Here is an 18,181-nt window from a genome sequence, read left to right as displayed (position 1 = left end):
GATGAATTACGACTATATTATTATCGGTGCAGGTTCGGCAGGAAATGTACTCGCAGCGCGTTTAACTGAAGATCCGGATGTAAAGGTCCTGTTGCTGGAAGCGGGTGGACCAGATTATCGTCTAGATTTCAGAACACAAATGCCGGCTGCATTAGCTTATCCATTACAGGGACGACGCTATAACTGGGCCTATCTGACCGATCCTGAACCACATATGAATAACCGTCGTATGGAGTGCGGGCGCGGCAAGGGTCTGGGCGGTTCTTCATTAATTAACGGCATGTGTTACATTCGTGGTAATGCTATGGATCTGGAACAGTGGGCCAGCCTGAAGGGGCTAGAACACTGGAGCTATGCTGAATGTCTGCCGTATTATAAAAAAGCTGAAACGCGCGATATTGGCGGCAATGATTATCATGGTGATTCTGGACCGGTTTCGGTCGCAACACCTAAAAATGGCAATAGTGAACTGTTCCATGCCATGGTCGAGGCAGGTGTACAGGCCGGTTATCCACGTACTGATGACCTGAATGGCTATCAGCAGGAAGGTTTTGGACCGATGGACCGTACCGTAACGCCGCAAGGCCGTCGTTCCAGTACGGCACGTGGTTATCTGGATATGGCCAAAGACCGGGATAATCTCACGATTATTACCCACGCTATGACCAACCGGATTCTGTTTAATCGTAATCAGGCAATTGGCGTAGAATATTTTGAAGGTCAAAATACCTTACAGCCGATTCAGGTCTTTGCGGATCGTGAAGTTCTACTATGTGCAGGTGCAATTGCATCTCCACAAATCCTGCAACGCTCTGGTGTAGGTCCGGCTGAATTGTTAAAAAGTCTGGATATTCCGGTGGTTCAGGACCTGCCGGGTGTGGGTGAAAACCTGCAAGACCATCTGGAAATGTACTTACAATATAAGTGCAAAAAACCGGTCAGCTTATACCCAGCATTAAAATGGTATAACCAGCCCATGATTGGCGCAGAATGGTTATTTTTAGGAAAAGGTATTGGAGCCAGCAACCAGTTTGAAGCCGGTGGTTTTATCCGCTCTTCAGACGAATTTGACTGGCCCAATATCCAGTATCATTTCCTGCCTGTGGCGATTAATTATAATGGCACCAATGCCATTCATGAACATGGTTTTCAGGCTCATGTGGGCTCTATGCGTTCGCCGTCACGAGGTCGTATCCGTCTGAAATCCAAAGATCCGTTTGAGCATCCAAGTATTCTGTTTAATTATATGAGTACCGAACAGGACTGGCGTGAATTCCGCGATGCCATCCGGATTACCCGGGAAATTATGCATCAGCCGGCATTGGATCCCTATCGTGGTGAAGAAATCAGTCCGGGAAAACATCTACAAACAGATGCTGAAATTGATGAATTTGTTCGTAATCATGCAGAAACCGCGTATCATCCATCGTGTAGCTGTAAAATGGGTGAGGATGACATGGCGGTTGTCGATGGTTATGGACGCGTACATGAAATGCAGGGTCTGCGTGTGATTGATGCCTCGATAATGCCTTTGATCATTACCGGTAACCTCAATGCAACTACGATTATGATCGCTGAAAAACTGGCAGACCATATTCGTGGCAAACCTGCTCTTGCGCCTTCATCGGCACCTTTTTACAAGGCGCCTCGCGCTTAAATCATGGTTTTATTCCTGTCATCTGGCAAAGCAGGAGTAAAACGAATTTCAATTTTTTCCCCAAAACGGAGATAAAACCTCGACTGCTGTCGTTTTATCTCCGGCTTTGCTTAATACAATTTATATTTTATGAAAATATTCAATCAAACAGTGCTGTTTGGCTGTGCTGCTGTTTCAAGTTTTTACTGTTATGCCGATGATGCGGAAGTAAAACAAATAGAAGCAAGCGGAAACTTGAGTGTGGTCTCCAAATACGTCTCCCGCGGTTTGACCAATGCACCTGAAAATGATGACGTTGCTGTACAGGCTGCATTGAATCTGGCTTATGGCAATTTTTATGTCGGATATTGGGGATCTACGCTTGGATACTCTTATGCAGAAGTGCAGGGGCGTCAGGGACATCGTTCAGATAAATTCGAGCATGATTTTCTGGTGGGTTATACCTATAGCAGCGAAAATTATGATTGGGATTTATGGAATGCGACCTATTATTATCCGGGCGGTGAGAACACCACTGGAAATGAGCTAGGTTTAAATGTAAGCCGTGCATTGAATGATCAGACCAGTATCGGCGCCAGCGTATCGACTTATCTGTATGATGTGGCTTATGCCAATCAGGGCGATACTTTTTACACGCTTAACCTGAGCCACCAGTTAAATGATCGCCTCAATGCCAGCGTTACGGCAGCGGGGAGCTATTTTAACGATGAAGGCAAATACGAAGGCGGTGAACTGGGCGATACTGAAAAGCAGTTTGCCTTTCGTTATGCTTCTGCCGGACTCAGTTATGCGCTTTTACCGCAGTTGAGTGTGTCAGGTGAATATATCTTTGGCGGTTATGACCGCTATGATGACAAGCAGCGTAATCTTGCAGTATTTGCACTGAGTTATGATTTCTAAAGTTATCTCAGACTAGGCAGGTGAAAATCTGCCTTATCTGCAACTTTGATTAATAGTATAAGCCATGACTTGAAGTTGATTCATGCTCCGGCAGCTCAGGAAAGACTGAGGATCTGGTTTAATCTGCCAGAATTTCAGACAAATATTATCAATTTCATAAAATAATTCTATAATAGCGCCCATTCTCGGCAGCGTTATCCAGACACTTCGTCAAATGGTATAACCTGACCATTTTCTATTTTTCATTCAAGTTCTCCTCCGTGAACCGGCTTGTATATTCAGATTCAGCATCTTATCTGTCCGTGACGGCACATAAGAATATTTAGGTATCCACATGGAAATTAAGGTCAATTATCTCGATAATCTTCGCCAGGAAGCCAAGTTCGATGACTTCACGGTGATTGCCGATCAGCCGATCCGCTATAAAGGCGATGGTTCGGCACCCGGCCCATTCGATTATTTTCTGGCGTCATCAGCACTTTGTGCGGCTTATTTTGTCAAAGTCTATTGCGCAGCACGTGACATTCCGACTGATAATATCCGCCTTTCGCAAAACAATATTGTTGATCCTGAAAACCGCTATAAACAGATTTTTAAAATTCAGGTGGAACTGCCGGCTGATATTTCTGAAAAAGACCGCCAAGGGATTTTACGTTCGATTGATCGTTGTACTGTCAAGAAAGTAATTCAAACCGGTCCTGAATTTGTCATTGAAGAAGTGGAAAGCATTGATGCGGATGCTCAAGCTTTATTGATGCCAAGTCTGGCTTCTGATCATACAACTTTCATTCCAGGTAAAGACCTGCCGCTGGAAGAAACCATTGCCAATATGTCTGCCATTCTGGCAGGCCTCGGCATGAAGATTGAAATTGCGTCTTGGCGTAATATCGTGCCGAATGTCTGGTCATTGCATATTCGTGATGCGCAGTCGCCAATGTGCTTTACCAACGGTAAAGGTTCGACCAAAGAAAGTGCGCTGGCATCTGCTTTGGGTGAATTTATTGAGCGTCTGAACTGTAACTTCTTCTATAACGACCAGTTCTGGGGTGAGGATATTGCCAATGCCGAATTTGTGCATTATCCAGATGAAAAATGGTTCCAGCCAGGTCTGAATGGCGAACTACCTGCAGAAGTTTTAGATGAACATACCCGTGAAATTTATGATCCTGAAGATGAATTATTGGGTATCCATCTTTATGATACCAACTCTGGTAATAAAGCACGTGGCATCTGCTCACTGCCATTTGTACGTCAATCTGATGGTGAAACCGTTTATTTCCCATCAAATCTAATCGAAAACCTTTACTTAAGTAACGGGATGAGCGCCGGCAATACCTTGGCTGAAGCGCAAGTACAATGTCTGTCTGAAATTTTCGAGCGTGCTGTTAAACGCGAAATTCTGGAAGGTGAACTGGCACTACCGGATGTGCCTGAACATGTTCTGGCAAAATATCCAAAAATTGTTGAAGGCATTAAAGGCCTAGAAGAACAGGGCTTCCCGGTTCTGGTCAAAGATGCATCTTTAGGCGGTCAGTTCCCGGTCATGTGTGTCACCCTGATGAACCCGCGTACTGGCGGTGTATTTGCCTCATTCGGTGCCCATCCTAACTTTGAAGTGGCATTAGAACGCAGTCTGACTGAGTTATTGCAAGGCCGTAGTTTTGAAGGTCTGAATGATCTGCCAAAACCAACCTTTAGCAGTAATGCCGTGACTGAACCAAATAACTTCGTCGAGCATTTCATCGACTCGAGCGGTGTAGTGTCTTGGCGTTTCTTCAGCGCGAAATCAGATTATGATTTTGTCGAGTGGGATTTCACTAATAACGGTCAAAATTCGAATGCGGACGAAGCTCAGGAATTATTCACGATTCTGGAAGACATGGGCCATGAAGTTTATATGGCGGTGTATCAGCATCTAGGTGCAACAGCTTGCCGTATTCTGGTACCGGGCTATTCGGAAATTTATCTGGTAGAAGATCTGGTTTGGGACAATACCAACAAGGCTTTGTTATATCGTGAAGATATCCTGAATCTGCACCGTCTGGATGATGAACAATTGGAAGCATTGGTTGAGCGTCTGGAAGAAGCAGATGAGGATGACTATACCGAAATCAAAACCTTGATCGGTATCGAGTTCGATGAAAATACTGAATGGGGCCAACTCACTATTCTTGAACTGAAACTACTGATTTATGTGGCTTTGCAGCAATTTGAAGAAGCCAAAGATCTGGTTGAGCAGTTCCTGCAGTTCAATACCAATACCGTTGAACGTGGCCTGTTCTACCAGTGCATGAATGTCGTTCTGGAAGTCATTCTGGATGATGAAATGGAACTGGATGATTATGAGCACAACTTCCGCCGTATGTTTGGTGATGCCCGTATGGATGCCGTTCTAGGTTCAATCGAAGGCACAGTTCGTTTCTATGGTTTGACCGAAACCAATATGCAGCTTGAAGGACTGGACCGTCATTTACGTTTAATTGACAGCTATAAGAAATTGCATGCAGCGCGTGCCGAGTTTGTGGCTCAGCAATAATCCATAGAAGAATGACTAAAATTTTTCGTCATTTGTTTTAAATCTTAAAAAATGGCTTACTCGGTTTCGAGTAGGCCATTTTTATCTCTGACCCTATATGCAATCTTTTCTATTTTTCTATTTTTCTATTTTTCTATTTTTCTATTTTTCTATTTTTCTATTTTTCTATTTTTCTATTTGAAAATTTATTAATCCCAGCTCCCGAGGGAACTGGAATTACCTAAAAAATTAAAGTGAAGTGTTAATACTAACTGCTTCAAGATTGGGTATGTGAATGTAAGAAATAGATGTATTTTTCTCATTCACAGGAACTACCTTACATATTCGGGTAATTCGGACCACCACCACCTTCCGGTGTCACCCAGGTGATGTTCTGGGAAGGGTCCTTAATGTCACAGGTCTTGCAGTGCACACAGTTGGCTGCATTGATCTGGAAGCGTTTCGAACCGTCATTATTTTCCATGATTTCATAAACACCTGCCGGGCAGTAACGCTGTGCAGGCTCATCCCATTTCGGCAGGTTCACTTCCACCGGAATTGAAGCATCGGTGAGTTTCAGATGCGCTGGCTGGTTTTCTTCATGCACGGTATTCGATACAAACACTGAAGACAGACGGTCAAAGGTCAGCTTGCCATCCGGTTTTGGATAGTTTGGCTTGAAGCTTTCAGCCGCCTGGGTTTTCAACGCAGCATGATCCTGAACCAGATCGTGCAGGGTAAATGGCACTTTAAACACGTTCTGGTCGATAAAGTTAAAGGCACCACCGATCCATTGACCGAATTTGTGCATTGCCGGGCCAAAGTTACGCGAGTTGTATAACTCTTCTTTTAACCAGCTGTTGTTGAACTTGTCGGTATATGCGGTGAGTTCTTTCACAAAGAAATCTTCGCCCTCTATAACACGCGCCACCGCCAGATCACCGCCTTTTTCTACACCAGCAGCAATCGCTTCAAACACCGCTTCACCGCAGAGCATGCCGGATTTCATCGCCGTATGAGAACCCTTGATCTTGGCAAAGTTCAGGAAGCCGGCATCATCCCCAATTAACGAGCCACCCGGGAAAGTGAATTTTGGTAATGAGTTAAAGCCACCTTTGGTCACAGCACGCGCACCATAAGAAATACGCTTACCACCTTCCAGATATTGCTTAATTAATGGATGGGTTTTCCAGCGCTGCATTTCCATAAATGGATACATATGCGGGTTGGTATAAGACAGATCCACAATCATGCCCAGGGTCACCTGGTTGTTCTCGGCATGGTACAGCCACCAGCCGCCTGAAGAACCGGTTTCAGAAAGCGGCCAGCCGGCACCGTGCATCACCAGACCCGGTTTGTGCTTGGCAGGATCGATTTCCCAAAGCTCTTTAATGCCGATGCCGTAATGTTGTGGATCCGCATCCTTGTCCAGGTTGAATTTCTGGATCAGGCGCTTACCAAGATGACCACGGCAGCCTTCAGCGAAAATTGTGTATTTGGCATGCAGTTCATAACCCGGGGTAAAGTTATGCGTTGGTTCGCCATCTTTACCGATACCCATGTCACCGGTCTGGATGCCTTTTACCGTGCCATCGGCATGATACAGAATCTCGGATGCGGCAAAGCCCGGGAAGATTGACACTTCCAGTTCTTCGGCTTTCTGGCCTAACCAGCGCACCAAGTTGCCGAGCGAGATGACATAGTTGCCATCATTGTGCATGGTTTTAGGCACCATCCAGTGTGGTGCTTCCTGTGATTTTTCATCTGAAAGCAGGAAGAAGGTTTTATCTTCAGTCACCGGGACATTCAGCGGGGCACCCTGTTCTTTCCAGTCCGGGAACAGTTCATTCATGGCACGCGGTTCAAGCACAGCACCAGACAGAATATGTGCACCGACTTCGGAGCCTTTTTCTACGACACAAACGGACAAATCGTTTAAGTTGTTTTCAATTGCAAGTTGACGGATTTTGATCGCAGCAGAAAGACCCGCAGGGCCTGCGCCTACGATGACGACGTCAAACTCCATCGATTCTCTTGTTATATCTTCCATAATATAAAATCCAATTTCGCTATACGATATTTATAGCATTATCTAAATCGGTTATGAAGCTTATTTTTGATCTTTTTATTTGGAATAGGAATCTATCTTTTTTAAATCTTATCTATTTCGCAGCATTAAAAAGGTTTGCTGAGAATTCTGGATAAAGGAAGAAGATGTGTAGATTGGGTATTCAATAAAAGAGCGACTTAATGTCGCTCTGATAATTAATTTTTTATATGTTATTGAGATTCATTGCAATATTATTCACCATGTGAATCAGACGCGGTCCAATTTCATTTTCCAGTTTTTCCTGATTTAACAGATAACTTGGGGCACCACAGTTAAACGTTAATATCCCATGTTTGGGGTGAACCAACGGAACTGCCACGGAATTCACATCCTTAGCCCAGTCACCTAAAGACAGACAGTAGCCATAATCCTGATAATCACGGATTGCACGTTCCAGATTACGCTTGATGGTTGGCCACTGATCTTCGTTTCTTTTCTTGATGGCATCAAATAAATATTCGCGTTCCTTTACATCCATCGCTGCCAGACAGGCACGTCCCATGGCACTACTATGAATCGGTAAAGTCGAACCGACAGGGCGGCGCATGGTCAGCGTCGATTCTGTATGTACCACTTCCAGATAAATCATGCTCAAACGGTCACGGGTAGCCATTGCCACAGGGGCTTGGGAATAGCGTGACATTTCTTCCATAAACGGATAAGCCTGAGTACGTGCAGAAATATTACTTAAAGCTGCATAGCCTAAAGCCAATACGCCAACATCCAGCAGATATTTCGTGGTATTCGGCAGTTGTTTTAAATAACCTAAAGAAACCAGGGTGCTGGTAATACGAGCTACAGTTGGCTTAGGCAAATTGGTTAATTGTGCAATTTCCTGATTACCAAGCAATTGATTGGTCGCTGAAAAGCAACGCAAGATTTCCAATCCACGCGCAATAGATGCAATAAATTGAGGATTGTTTTCTCTATGAATATGTGAAATCGGATCTAAACGGATTTCGTCGAAATTGGGAATTTCACCAGTTTTATTTTTTGTCATGTTCAAGGCAATTAAGGTTAAATTAGTAAATATGATAACAATATAATTTCACGATACAAAATAAAACACTTCTATAAAAGATAAAATATAGGAAATAGTACCGAAATTATTTGTGGTCGGAAAGAATCCTGTTACCCAAGTTTAAAGACAATATGAAATCATCTAGTTTTTTAGGTTTAATACGTAGCCCACACATTTAAGAAGTTTCGATTTCTCCGAAAGAGTCAGGGATCGATAAGTATTACAGCAAGAAAAAAGGTTTAATTATCTATTCAAAAAAACTGATAAATAAAACAATCATTCATTAAAATATTTCGTATCGTGAAATTAAATCTTAAACACAAATCAACTGGAATACCAGAGAAATTTCATTTTTTGTTTAAAAAATAAAATTTTTAATAATTTTACTTGCTCAAAATGATTTTATATGATTATTTATTTCGTAATACGAAACAAAAATAAGGGTAAAGGAATTTACCTAAATTATATCCATGGAGATTCATATGATTCGTGATCCGGAAATGCTAGACCAACTTCTGTCAACGATTCGCGATTTTGTAAAAAATGAACTGGTGCCTCTTGAGCATGAAGTAGAAGAGAACAATGCCATTCCTGAACATATTGTGGAACAGATGAAAGAGCTGGGCTTGTTTGGCCTGACGATTCCAGAAGAATATGGCGGTTTAGGCATTACCATGGAAGAAGAAATTCTGGTCGCGATGGAGTTGGGTCAGACATCGGCTGCCTTCCGCTCTTTAATTGGTACTAACAACGGCATTGGCTCAAGTGGCATCATTATCGACGGTACAGAAGAACAAAAACAGAAATATTTACCGCGTTATGCAACGGGCGAAATTATTGGTTCATTCTGTTTGACTGAACCAGATTCCGGCTCAGACGCTGCTGCTTTAAAAACCAGCGCTGTCAAAGACGGCGATTATTATATTTTAAATGGAACTAAACGCTTTATCACCAATGCACCACGTGCCACGACATTTACCGTGATGGCACGTACCAATCAAGAGATTAAAGGTGCGAGCGGTATTTCAGCATTTCTAGTTGAAGCAGGTACACCTGGTTTAAGCCTAGGTAAAATTGACAAGAAAATGGGCCAACATGGTTCCTATACCTGTGATGTAATTTTTGATAACTGTAAAGTGCATAAAGATCAGCTGATTGGCGGTGTAGAAGGGATCGGCTTTAAAACAGCAATGCGCGTTCTGGATAAGGGCCGTCTGCACATTGCTGGTTATAGCGTCGGCATGGCTGAGCGTATGCTGGAAGACGCACTTAACTATGCAGTGGAACGCAAACAGTTTGGTCAGCCCATTGCGAATTTCCAGCTGATCCAGGGTATGTTGGCAGACTCCAAAGCCGAGATTTATGCAGCCAAATGTATGGTTCTGGATGCTGCGCGTCTACGTGATGCTGGCCAAAATGTTACGACTGAAGCCTCTTGTGCCAAAATGTTTGCAACTGAAATGTGTGGTCGAGTTGCTGATCGCTGTTTGCAGATTCATGGTGGAGCGGGTTATATCAGTGAATATTCAATTGAACGTTTCTACCGTGATGTGCGTCTGTTCCGTTTATATGAAGGAACCACACAAATCCAGCAAATTATTATTGCGCGTGAAATGATTAAACAAGCAACCGCCTAATCTCATAATTTTAAAATAAGGAAATATTAAAATGACGACAAAAATTAGATTTGATTGGCAAGACCCGTTTTTAATAGAACAGCAACTGACATCAGAAGAGCGCATGATTCGCGATGCAGCGGCAGCGTACTGTCAAGACAAACTGATGCCGCGTGTACTGGAACAGTTCCGTCATGAAAAAACCGATCCGGCTATTTTCCGTGAAATGGGAGAACTGGGTTTACTCGGTCCAACCATTCCGGAACAGTACGGCGGTGCAGGTTTAAATTATGTCAGTTATGGTCTGATTGCTCGTGAAGTTGAACGTGTCGATTCAGGTTACCGTTCAATGGCCAGCGTACAAAGCTCTCTGGTGATGGTACCCATTAATGAATTTGGTTCTGAAGAGCAAAAGCAGAAGTATTTACCAAAATTAGCAACCGGTGAATATATTGGTTGCTTCGGCTTGACCGAGCCGGATCATGGTTCGGATCCGGGCAGCATGATTAGCCGTGCTAAAAAAGTCGAGGGTGGTTACCGTTTAACTGGCGCAAAAATGTGGATTACCAATAGTCCGATTGCCGATGTATTTGTAGTTTGGGCCAAAGAAGTTTCTGCCGAAGGTAATATCGGTGACATTCGTGGCTTTATTTTAGAAAAAGGCTGGGAAGGGCTTTCTGCTCCAACGATTCACGGCAAGGTGGGTCTACGTGCCTCAATCACCGGTGAAATTGTAATGGATAACGTCTTTGTTCCAGAAGAAAATGCATTTCCGGAAGTTCGCGGTTTAAAAGGGCCTTTTACCTGCTTGAATAGTGCACGTTACGGGATTGCCTGGGGTGCCATGGGAGCTGCAGAGTTCTGCTGGCATACCGCACATCAATACACCATGGACCGTAAACAGTTTGGTCGACCACTCGCTGCGAATCAGCTGATCCAGAAGAAACTGGCAGATATGCAAACTGAAATTGCACTCGGTTTGCAGGTGGCTTTACGTTTTGGCCGCATGAAGGATGAAGGCATTGCTTCAGTTGAAGGTACATCACTGATCAAGCGCAACAACTGCGGCAAGGCACTGGATATTGCCCGTTTGGCCCGTGACATGATGGGTGGAAATGGCATTAGCGATGAATTCGGTGTAGCCCGTCATCTGGTTAATCTGGAAGTGGTAAATACCTATGAAGGTACCCATGATGTACATGCCCTGATTTTAGGTCGTGCACAAACCGGAATTGCAGCCTTTTGCAACTAAACCTGACATCAACTTCTAGCCAGCATTGCTGGCTAGATTGTTTTACGGGTTTAAGAATTGTGCTTAATCACATCATTCAATGTATTGCTACGTGATTTCTGCAGAGAAAATTTATCAAGAACTTTGAAAATCATTTTATACCACCTTGCTAAAGCGTGGTAATGATCAGCGAATATTCTATATTTCACCTAAATAATTAAGTGAAATATGCGTTTTAAAAAGGCACAGGAGTGCCGAAAAGTAGAAAGAGCATTATGGATACGATCAGTTCACAACAACACCCAGTGGAAGGTGGAAACGAACCCAAGCAAAGAGTCTGGATTCTGGCCTTTATTTTCTCATTTTTAGCATTATTGGTTGATGGTGCTGATATTGCGTTATTAGCCTACAGTCTGACCAGTCTGAAACAAGAGTTTTCATTAAGTAATATGCAGGCCGGTGCCTTAGGGAGCTGGACGCTTGCAGGCATGGCTATCGGCGGTTTTTTTGGTGGCTGGGCTTGTGACCGTTTTGGCCGGGTTCGTGTGATCGTCATTGCCATTGCATTATTTTCTTCATTAACCTTCTGGTTAGGATTCGTAGAAAGTTATGATCAGTTCAAATGGCTGCGCTTTACGTCTGCGATTGGACTAGGTGCTCTATATATTGCCTGTAACACACTCATGGCAGAGTATGTACCCACCAAATATCGCTCTACAGTATTGGCAACGCTTATGACTGGCTGGACTTTAGGCTCGGTGGTCGCAACTGTTCTGGCTGGATGGCTATTGCCTGAATTTGGCTGGCGATACCTCTATTATATTGCCATTATTCCAATTGTACTGGCCTTCGCGATGTACTTCTTGGTGCCTGAGCCGAAAGCCTGGTTAGATGCGCGTAAAGCACGCCTGGATGCAAAAGCCAGTGGTATTCTGCAGGAAAAACCAAAAAATACTTTTAAAATGATTTTTGAAGATGCACTTAGCCGTCGCATGTTTATCCTCTGGTCCTTCAGTACCGCATTTTTACAGTTTGGCTATTATGGAGTCAGCAACTGGCTACCGGCGTATTTAGAGACTGATCTGGGAATCAAGTTTAAAGAAATGACCATGTATATGATCGGGACTTTCCTGATCATGATGTGTACCAAAGTTATTGCTGGTTTTATCGCTGACCGGATTGGCCGTCGTGCGGTATTTGCTTTCGGCACTATGGGTACTGCAATTTTTATCCCTGTGATTGTCTTTGGTAATACGCCGGATAATATCCTCTGGCTGATGTTATTTTTCGGTTTTCTCTATGGTATTCCATACGGTATTAATGCGACTTACATGACAGAAAGCTTCTCCACCAAAGTGCGTGGAACAGCAGTGGGTGGGGCATATAACGTAGGCCGACTGGGTGCGGTGTTTGCACCTCTTACCATTGGCTATTTTGCTCAAGGAGGCTCAATTGGTACCGGCTTACTGATTATGGGCATTGCCTATTTTCTTTGCGGCCTGATACCCGCTTTCTTTATTAAAGACCGCTTATTTGATCCACAAAAGGCAGATTAATCTGCACTCGTAATATAGATAGAACATGCTAGGAAGCAATATGATGAATAAAATCACGCAGGATATCGAGACGGTACTTAAGCAAATTCCTGATGGTGCACACATTATGACCAGTGGTTTTGGCCTGGCAGGTCAGCCGGTAGAATTAATCGAAGCATTAATTGACTTTGGTCCTAGAGACTTAACCATTATTAACAACAATGCAGCTTCTGGAGATCGTGGTCTAACCAATCTGCTGTTGTCTGGACTGGTTAAAAAAATGATCTGTTCATTTCCACGAGCCAATAACTCAACCGTCTTTGAAGATCTGTATAAAGCCGGAAAAGTTGAGCTGGAACTGGTGCCACAAGGCAATCTGGCCTGCCGTATTCAGGCAGCCGGTGCAGGCTTAGGAGCTGTTTTTACTCCAACCGGTTTTGGTACCAAAATAGCTGAGGGTAAAGAAACCCGTAATATCAATGGAAAAGATTATGTGCTGGAATATCCGATACATGCTGATTATGCCTTGGTTTATGCCAATCAGGCAGATCAGTGGGGCAACTTGACCTACCGTAAGGCAGCACGGAATTTTGGTCCGATCATGGCCAAAGCAGCAAAAACCACCATTGCACAAGTCCATCAAGTTGTGGAACTGGGAGAACTTGATCCAGAGATCATTGTAACGCCAGGAATTTTTGTACAGCATGTGGTCAAGGTTGGAGATATTAAATAATGAATATTCAAAAACGTAGTCGTGAACAGATTGTAGCTAAAGTTGCACAAGACATTCCAACCGGCTCTTTTGTAAATTTGGGTATTGGTTTACCGACACGCGTAGCAGGTTATTTAAAACCTGAACAAGGAGTAATTCTACACTCGGAAAATGGCGTTTTAGGTTTTGCTGCATTGAGTGATCCTGAACAGGCAGATGATGATCTGATTAACGCCGGCAAAGAACTCGTAAGCATGTTGCAAGGTGGCAGTTTTATGAATTCTGCCGACTCTTTCGATATCATGCGAGGCGGGCATCTGGATATCTGTATCATGGGGGCTTTTCAGGTCGCTATTAATGGTGATCTGGCGAACTGGCATACCGGTAATGCTGATGCTGTACCTGCTGTAGGCGGTGCGATGGATCTGGCAGTGGGTGCTCGCTGTGTCTATGTTTGCATGGAACATGTGACCAAAAACGGTGAGGCAAAAATTGTTGAAGAACTGACTTATCCTCTAACAGGTAAACATTGTGTCAACCGTATTTATACTGATTTGTGTGTGATTGAATTAAAAGACCGACAAGCTCAGGTTATTGAAATAGTGGATGGCTTAAGCTTTGAAGAATTACAACAGCAGACAGGCTGTAAATTAGTGGACAGTCGTCAACAAGCAGCCTAAAAATAAGTCCGCAATATTCTGATTAAGTAAAAGTATAGTTTTAGATCACAGCTTCGGCTGTGATTTTTAAATTTTAGAATTATTATCAAATACACGTAATATTGACCGTATTTCCGTATTTCCGTATTTCCGTATTTCCGTATTTCCGTATTTTAAAGATATAAATACAAACTTTTGCTAATGATTATTTTAATAATAAGTCTAAAATGTTAACAAGCTAAGGAAGGTGATAGTCTGAATGAATAATAATTGTGATGATCAAGAAATTTTTCATATTTTTAATCTGATTGGTCGCCATACTGAACTTAAGCCTATCCTCGATGTCATTAGCCAGTGGCTTGAATCGCGCATTCCAGATGCGCTTGTCACCATTATGCTCTATCAGGATGACACCCAAACTTTAAATGTTATAAGTGGCAAACAGCACTTTTCAAAAGAGTACTGTAATGCTATTCAAGATTTGAAAATTGGGCCAAATCAAGGATCGTGTGGCGTAGCTGCTTTCTTACGTCAGTTGGTCATTAGTCCGAATTTAATGAAAGACCCAAACTGGCAGTCTTACCGTGCTTTGGTAAATGCAGAAAAATTGTCTAGCTGCTGGTCTATGCCGATTATTAATGCTTCAGATATTCTATACGGAACGTTTGCCACCTATTATCGAACACCCAAAATACCGACTGAACCTCATATTCAGCTTTTACAGCAAGCGGCAAAATTAGTTGCCCTCGCAATCGAGCTTGATCAGGAACGTCAAAAAAGACATGAGCTTAATGAAAAATACAGCTCATTTTATACCTATCATCCAGATATTATTTTTGAACTTGACCTGCAGGGACATGTGCTTAATACCAATATTGCTTGCGAAGAAATTACAGGTTTTTCTAAAGCGCAAATTCATGGTCAGCACTATTGTGCCTTCATACCGCCCGAATTCCATGAACTTGCGAATGTTTCATTTTCAGAAGCAGCGCAAGGTAAATCTCAACATTATGAACTTCCAATTTATAATGTTGCAGGCGATATCTTATGGCTGGATCTGACCAATTTACCGATTATTCAAAATCAGAAAGTCACCGTTATTATTGGCATTGCCCGAGATATTACTGTATCGCGTGAAAACAAGGAGTCTCTACGATTATTAAAACGTGGGGTAGAGGCTAGTCCGAATAGTCTTTTTATTACCGATGTCTCTGAAGAAAGGCTAATGGTGTATGTGAATCCAGCTTTTCTAAAGCTCACCGGTTATACGGCAGCAGAAGTACTAGGGCAAAGCTGCTTTTTCTTACAGGGTCCAGATACTGATCCGGATCAGATTGCATTACTCAAGCAAGCAGTTAAAGAACAAAAAGAAATTCAGGTAACTATAAAAAGTTACTGTAAAGATGGCAGCTGGTTCTGGAATCGTTTAACCCTAGGTCCTATTTTTGACCAGACAGGAACCTGCACCCATTTTTTGGGGATTCAGGAAGATATTACTCAGCAACGTATTCACGAAGAATATATTCAGCATCAGCATACTCATGATCATTTAACCGGTTTACCGAACCAGCATGCATTCAAACAGATTCTGGAAAATATTTTTGAAGCACAGCACGAGAGCTCACAACCTTTAGTCTTGCTGTATATAGATCTGGATGATTTTAAAAATATAAATGACAGCTTAGGTCATCTGGTGGGTGACCAGATTCTCAAAAGTGTGGGCGAGCGGCTGCAAAAATTTGTTCAAGGCAATAATGTGCTATGCCGCTTCGCTGAAGATGAATTCATTTTGCTGCTCTCAGGGACAGATGAGCACACTGAAGTCGAGGTGATTGCTGGAGAAATTCTTGATCTTCTTTCCATGCTGTTTATCGTCGATCAGTACAAAATACATTTAAGTGCCAGCATTGGTATTGTGGCAGATGACAGTTCGATTCATCATTCTTCTGAATTGATTTATCAGTCTGTTTTGGCGATGCAGGAAGCCAAAAGACAAGGTCGTAATATGTGGCAGTGGTATGAAAAAACCAGAATGCAGCCTGTCGCAGAAATAGACTATACTAATCTGCGTCTGGAACTCATGGAAGCGATCAATCAGGAAAATTTTGACCTGTTCTATCAGCCGTTGATTCATCCTGAAACTGGACTGGTAACAGGTGTAGAAGCTTTAATCCGTTGGTGCCATCCACAGCAGGGTTATATTTCCCCAGCGATTTTTATTCCACTTGCAGAAAGAACCGGGCAAATTATTAGCGTAGGTCAATGGGTATTGGAAAAGGCCTGTCTAGATATTGCGGAGTGGAACAAGACGCACAATAGCCAGATCACAGTATCGGTGAATATTTCTCCTTTGCAATTCCGTAGAGCAGGCTTTTTGCAGGTACTTGAACATGCGCTTGAACTCAGTCAATTACCGCCGGAATTACTTAAAATTGAAATTACGGAAGGTGTCATCATTAATGGTGCAGATCGAACGATAGAAATTTTGAAAGCAGTACGTGCTTTAGGTGTACAGGTTGCCATTGATGATTTTGGTACAGGTTATTCGAGTCTCAGTTATCTGCGTCGCTTGCCGATTAATCAAATCAAGTTAGACCGTAGTTTTATTGAAGAACTGACCCTCGATGGTCAGGATGCTGCAATTGTGCAATCGATTATTCACTTGGCACATCAGCTGGATTTGGAAGTTGTCGCGGAAGGGGTCGAAACTTTAAGTCAGGCCAGTTTGCTCTATCAACAGGGTTGTGATCTGCTACAAGGCTTCTTTTATGCAAAACCTGCGCCTTTAACTGAATTGAAGCCTGTTTATCTCGCAATGGAAAATAGTAAATTGAATTAACTCTAAAAAGTTAAGATATCAATATTTTCAACCGCTTTTCAGATAGAAAGACAATGATAAACAGGTCTAAAGAATTTTCCTATTTTATGAGCGTATCATCTTTAGAATTTGCACTTGGTACAGAAAGCGGGATAAAAAAATAAGCTTTTTAACCCCCAAAGGTTTTTAACAGTATCTAAGGCTCAGGCTGAATATTGGCTAAATTTCTTTCTTGGTTTAAATCATAATAGTTAATCACAAAGATCAACACGGCAAAAATAAAACCTAAAATGACACAGGCAGACCAGCCATAGCTTTTCCATAAATGCAGCGATAAAAATGCTCCCAGACCAGCACCTGAAAAATAACAGGTCATATAGATGGCATTAATCCGCGAGCGAGCCTGCATTGAAATTCGATAGACTAGATTCTGGTTCAGGACATGCAAACAGGAAATTCCGAAATAAGCCAGAATCAAGCCCAGGATATAAATCCATAAATAATTTTGGGCAAAGAATAAGGGAATCCAGGCCAGAATCAGTCCACATGTGGCTAGGTGCGCAATCCATTTTTCCCGATGCCTGCCAATCATTTTACCGGTCCACTGAGAGGACCAGATGCCGACCACTCCCACAATGCCCATGAGGCCAATCTGGAAATCGTTAAAATGATAAGGTGCTTCAGCCAGAATAAAAGTCATGGTAGTAAAGATAATACTCAGCATGCCAAAGCCCAAGCCGCCGATCATACTACGCCTGATCAACATGGGTTCTGTTCGGGCAAAGGTAAATAGTGAGCGATAAATTTGCAATATATTCATCTGTAACTGGCTCTTGGCACTCGGCAACTGGAACCACATGGCCAGACTTAGCAGAAGAATTGCACAACCACTAAATAGGTATACCGCATGCCAGGACCATAAAGTAGAAATCAGTCCGGCCACGGTACGGGCAAACAGAATACCAACCAGAACACCACTCATGAGCAGGCCAACGACTTCGGCACTTTTATCACGTTGCGACAGGCTGGCGGCAAAAGGAATCAGAATCTGGGTGGTAATCGAACAAAAAGAGGCGAGCAGGGTAAAGCCATACAACATATGCAGATTGGTACTGGCTGAAAGCCCAATAAGCGCCAGTCCGGTACACAACATCAAACTACAGATATACAGCCGTTTTTCAAACAAATCACCCAGAGGGACAAACAAAAATAATCCGGTGGCATAGCCAATCTGGGTCAGTACTACAGTCCAGCCAGACTGAGCCACACTGATTTGCAGATCCTCTGCAATAGAATAAATCAGGGGCTGGTTAAAATAGTTACAACCTGCGCAGAGTGCGCAGGTCATTGCCATCATGAACATGAAACGGCGTGAAATTTGCCCTTGGGCTGACATCCTTGTCTCCT

General features: G+C 43.0%; 12 protein-coding genes. 9 read left to right on the top strand and 3 right to left on the bottom strand.

Features of this window, described 5'->3' with window-relative positions; genetic code table 11:
- Position 1 precedes the first annotated feature (1 nt).
- The 3 genes from betA (at position 2) to PV763_RS02265 (ending at position 5,093) form a co-directional block, all read left to right on the top strand.
- Positions 2–1,657 carry a choline dehydrogenase gene (betA, locus tag PV763_RS02275; RefSeq protein WP_420937302.1) on the top strand — a complete coding sequence of 552 codons (1,656 nt, stop codon included), beginning with the start codon at positions 2–4 and terminating at the stop codon, positions 1,655–1,657.
- Between the two features lie 129 nt (positions 1,658–1,786).
- A complete protein-coding gene (locus tag PV763_RS02270) occupies positions 1,787–2,557 on the top strand; it encodes a hypothetical protein (RefSeq protein WP_004646976.1) in 771 nt (256 codons plus the stop codon).
- 334 nt (positions 2,558–2,891) lie between these two features.
- Positions 2,892–5,093, top strand: coding sequence for an OsmC domain/YcaO domain-containing protein (locus PV763_RS02265; RefSeq protein ID WP_420937301.1), 2,202 nt, complete (start codon positions 2,892–2,894; stop codon positions 5,091–5,093).
- A gap of 316 nt (positions 5,094–5,409) precedes the next feature.
- Here the strand turns inward: PV763_RS02265 and PV763_RS02260 are convergent, their stop codons facing one another.
- Complete coding sequence (locus tag PV763_RS02260; RefSeq protein WP_420937300.1) at positions 5,410–7,122, bottom strand: 4Fe-4S dicluster domain-containing protein; 1,713 nt, start codon at positions 7,120–7,122, stop codon at positions 5,410–5,412.
- A gap of 223 nt (positions 7,123–7,345) precedes the next feature.
- Positions 7,346–8,182: an IclR family transcriptional regulator gene (locus PV763_RS02255; protein ID WP_004280319.1), complete on the bottom strand. Its 837-nt coding sequence runs from the start codon at positions 8,180–8,182 to the stop codon at positions 7,346–7,348.
- 503 nt (positions 8,183–8,685) lie between these two features.
- On the opposite strand from PV763_RS02255, the gene PV763_RS02250 reads away from it, so the two are divergent.
- The 6 genes from PV763_RS02250 to PV763_RS02225 all read left to right on the top strand — a co-directional run bounded on the left by PV763_RS02250 (position 8,686) and on the right by PV763_RS02225 (position 16,795).
- Positions 8,686–9,840: an acyl-CoA dehydrogenase family protein gene (locus PV763_RS02250; RefSeq protein WP_005100320.1), complete on the top strand. Its 1,155-nt coding sequence runs from the start codon at positions 8,686–8,688 to the stop codon at positions 9,838–9,840.
- A 31-nt stretch (positions 9,841–9,871) separates the two neighbouring features.
- Positions 9,872–11,071, top strand: coding sequence for an acyl-CoA dehydrogenase (locus tag PV763_RS02245; RefSeq protein ID WP_004646973.1), 1,200 nt, complete (start codon positions 9,872–9,874; stop codon positions 11,069–11,071).
- A gap of 254 nt (positions 11,072–11,325) precedes the next feature.
- The gene (locus tag PV763_RS02240) at positions 11,326–12,606 is read left to right on the top strand and encodes an MFS transporter (protein ID WP_004646972.1); all 1,281 of its coding nucleotides are present in this window, start codon (positions 11,326–11,328) and stop codon (positions 12,604–12,606) included.
- A 40-nt stretch (positions 12,607–12,646) separates the two neighbouring features.
- Positions 12,647–13,318 carry a 3-oxoacid CoA-transferase subunit A gene (locus PV763_RS02235; protein ID WP_004730985.1) on the top strand — a complete coding sequence of 224 codons (672 nt, stop codon included), beginning with the start codon at positions 12,647–12,649 and terminating at the stop codon, positions 13,316–13,318.
- Complete coding sequence (locus tag PV763_RS02230) at positions 13,318–13,977, top strand: 3-oxoacid CoA-transferase subunit B (RefSeq protein WP_086044822.1); 660 nt, start codon at positions 13,318–13,320, stop codon at positions 13,975–13,977. The genes PV763_RS02235 and PV763_RS02230 overlap by 1 nt, the downstream gene beginning before the upstream one ends.
- 238 nt (positions 13,978–14,215) lie before the next feature.
- Positions 14,216–16,795: an EAL domain-containing protein gene (locus PV763_RS02225; protein ID WP_420937299.1), complete on the top strand. Its 2,580-nt coding sequence runs from the start codon at positions 14,216–14,218 to the stop codon at positions 16,793–16,795.
- Between the two features lie 175 nt (positions 16,796–16,970).
- Here the strand turns inward: PV763_RS02225 and PV763_RS02220 are convergent, their stop codons facing one another.
- A complete protein-coding gene (locus PV763_RS02220; RefSeq protein ID WP_224215830.1) occupies positions 16,971–18,170 on the bottom strand; it encodes an MFS transporter in 1,200 nt (399 codons plus the stop codon).
- Positions 18,171–18,181 lie beyond the last annotated feature (11 nt).

It is taken from the genome of Acinetobacter sp. AS5 (assembly GCF_048957595.1).
Classification (GTDB): domain Bacteria; phylum Pseudomonadota; class Gammaproteobacteria; order Pseudomonadales; family Moraxellaceae; genus Acinetobacter.
This window is presented reverse-complemented; position numbering and strand designations above follow the sequence as displayed.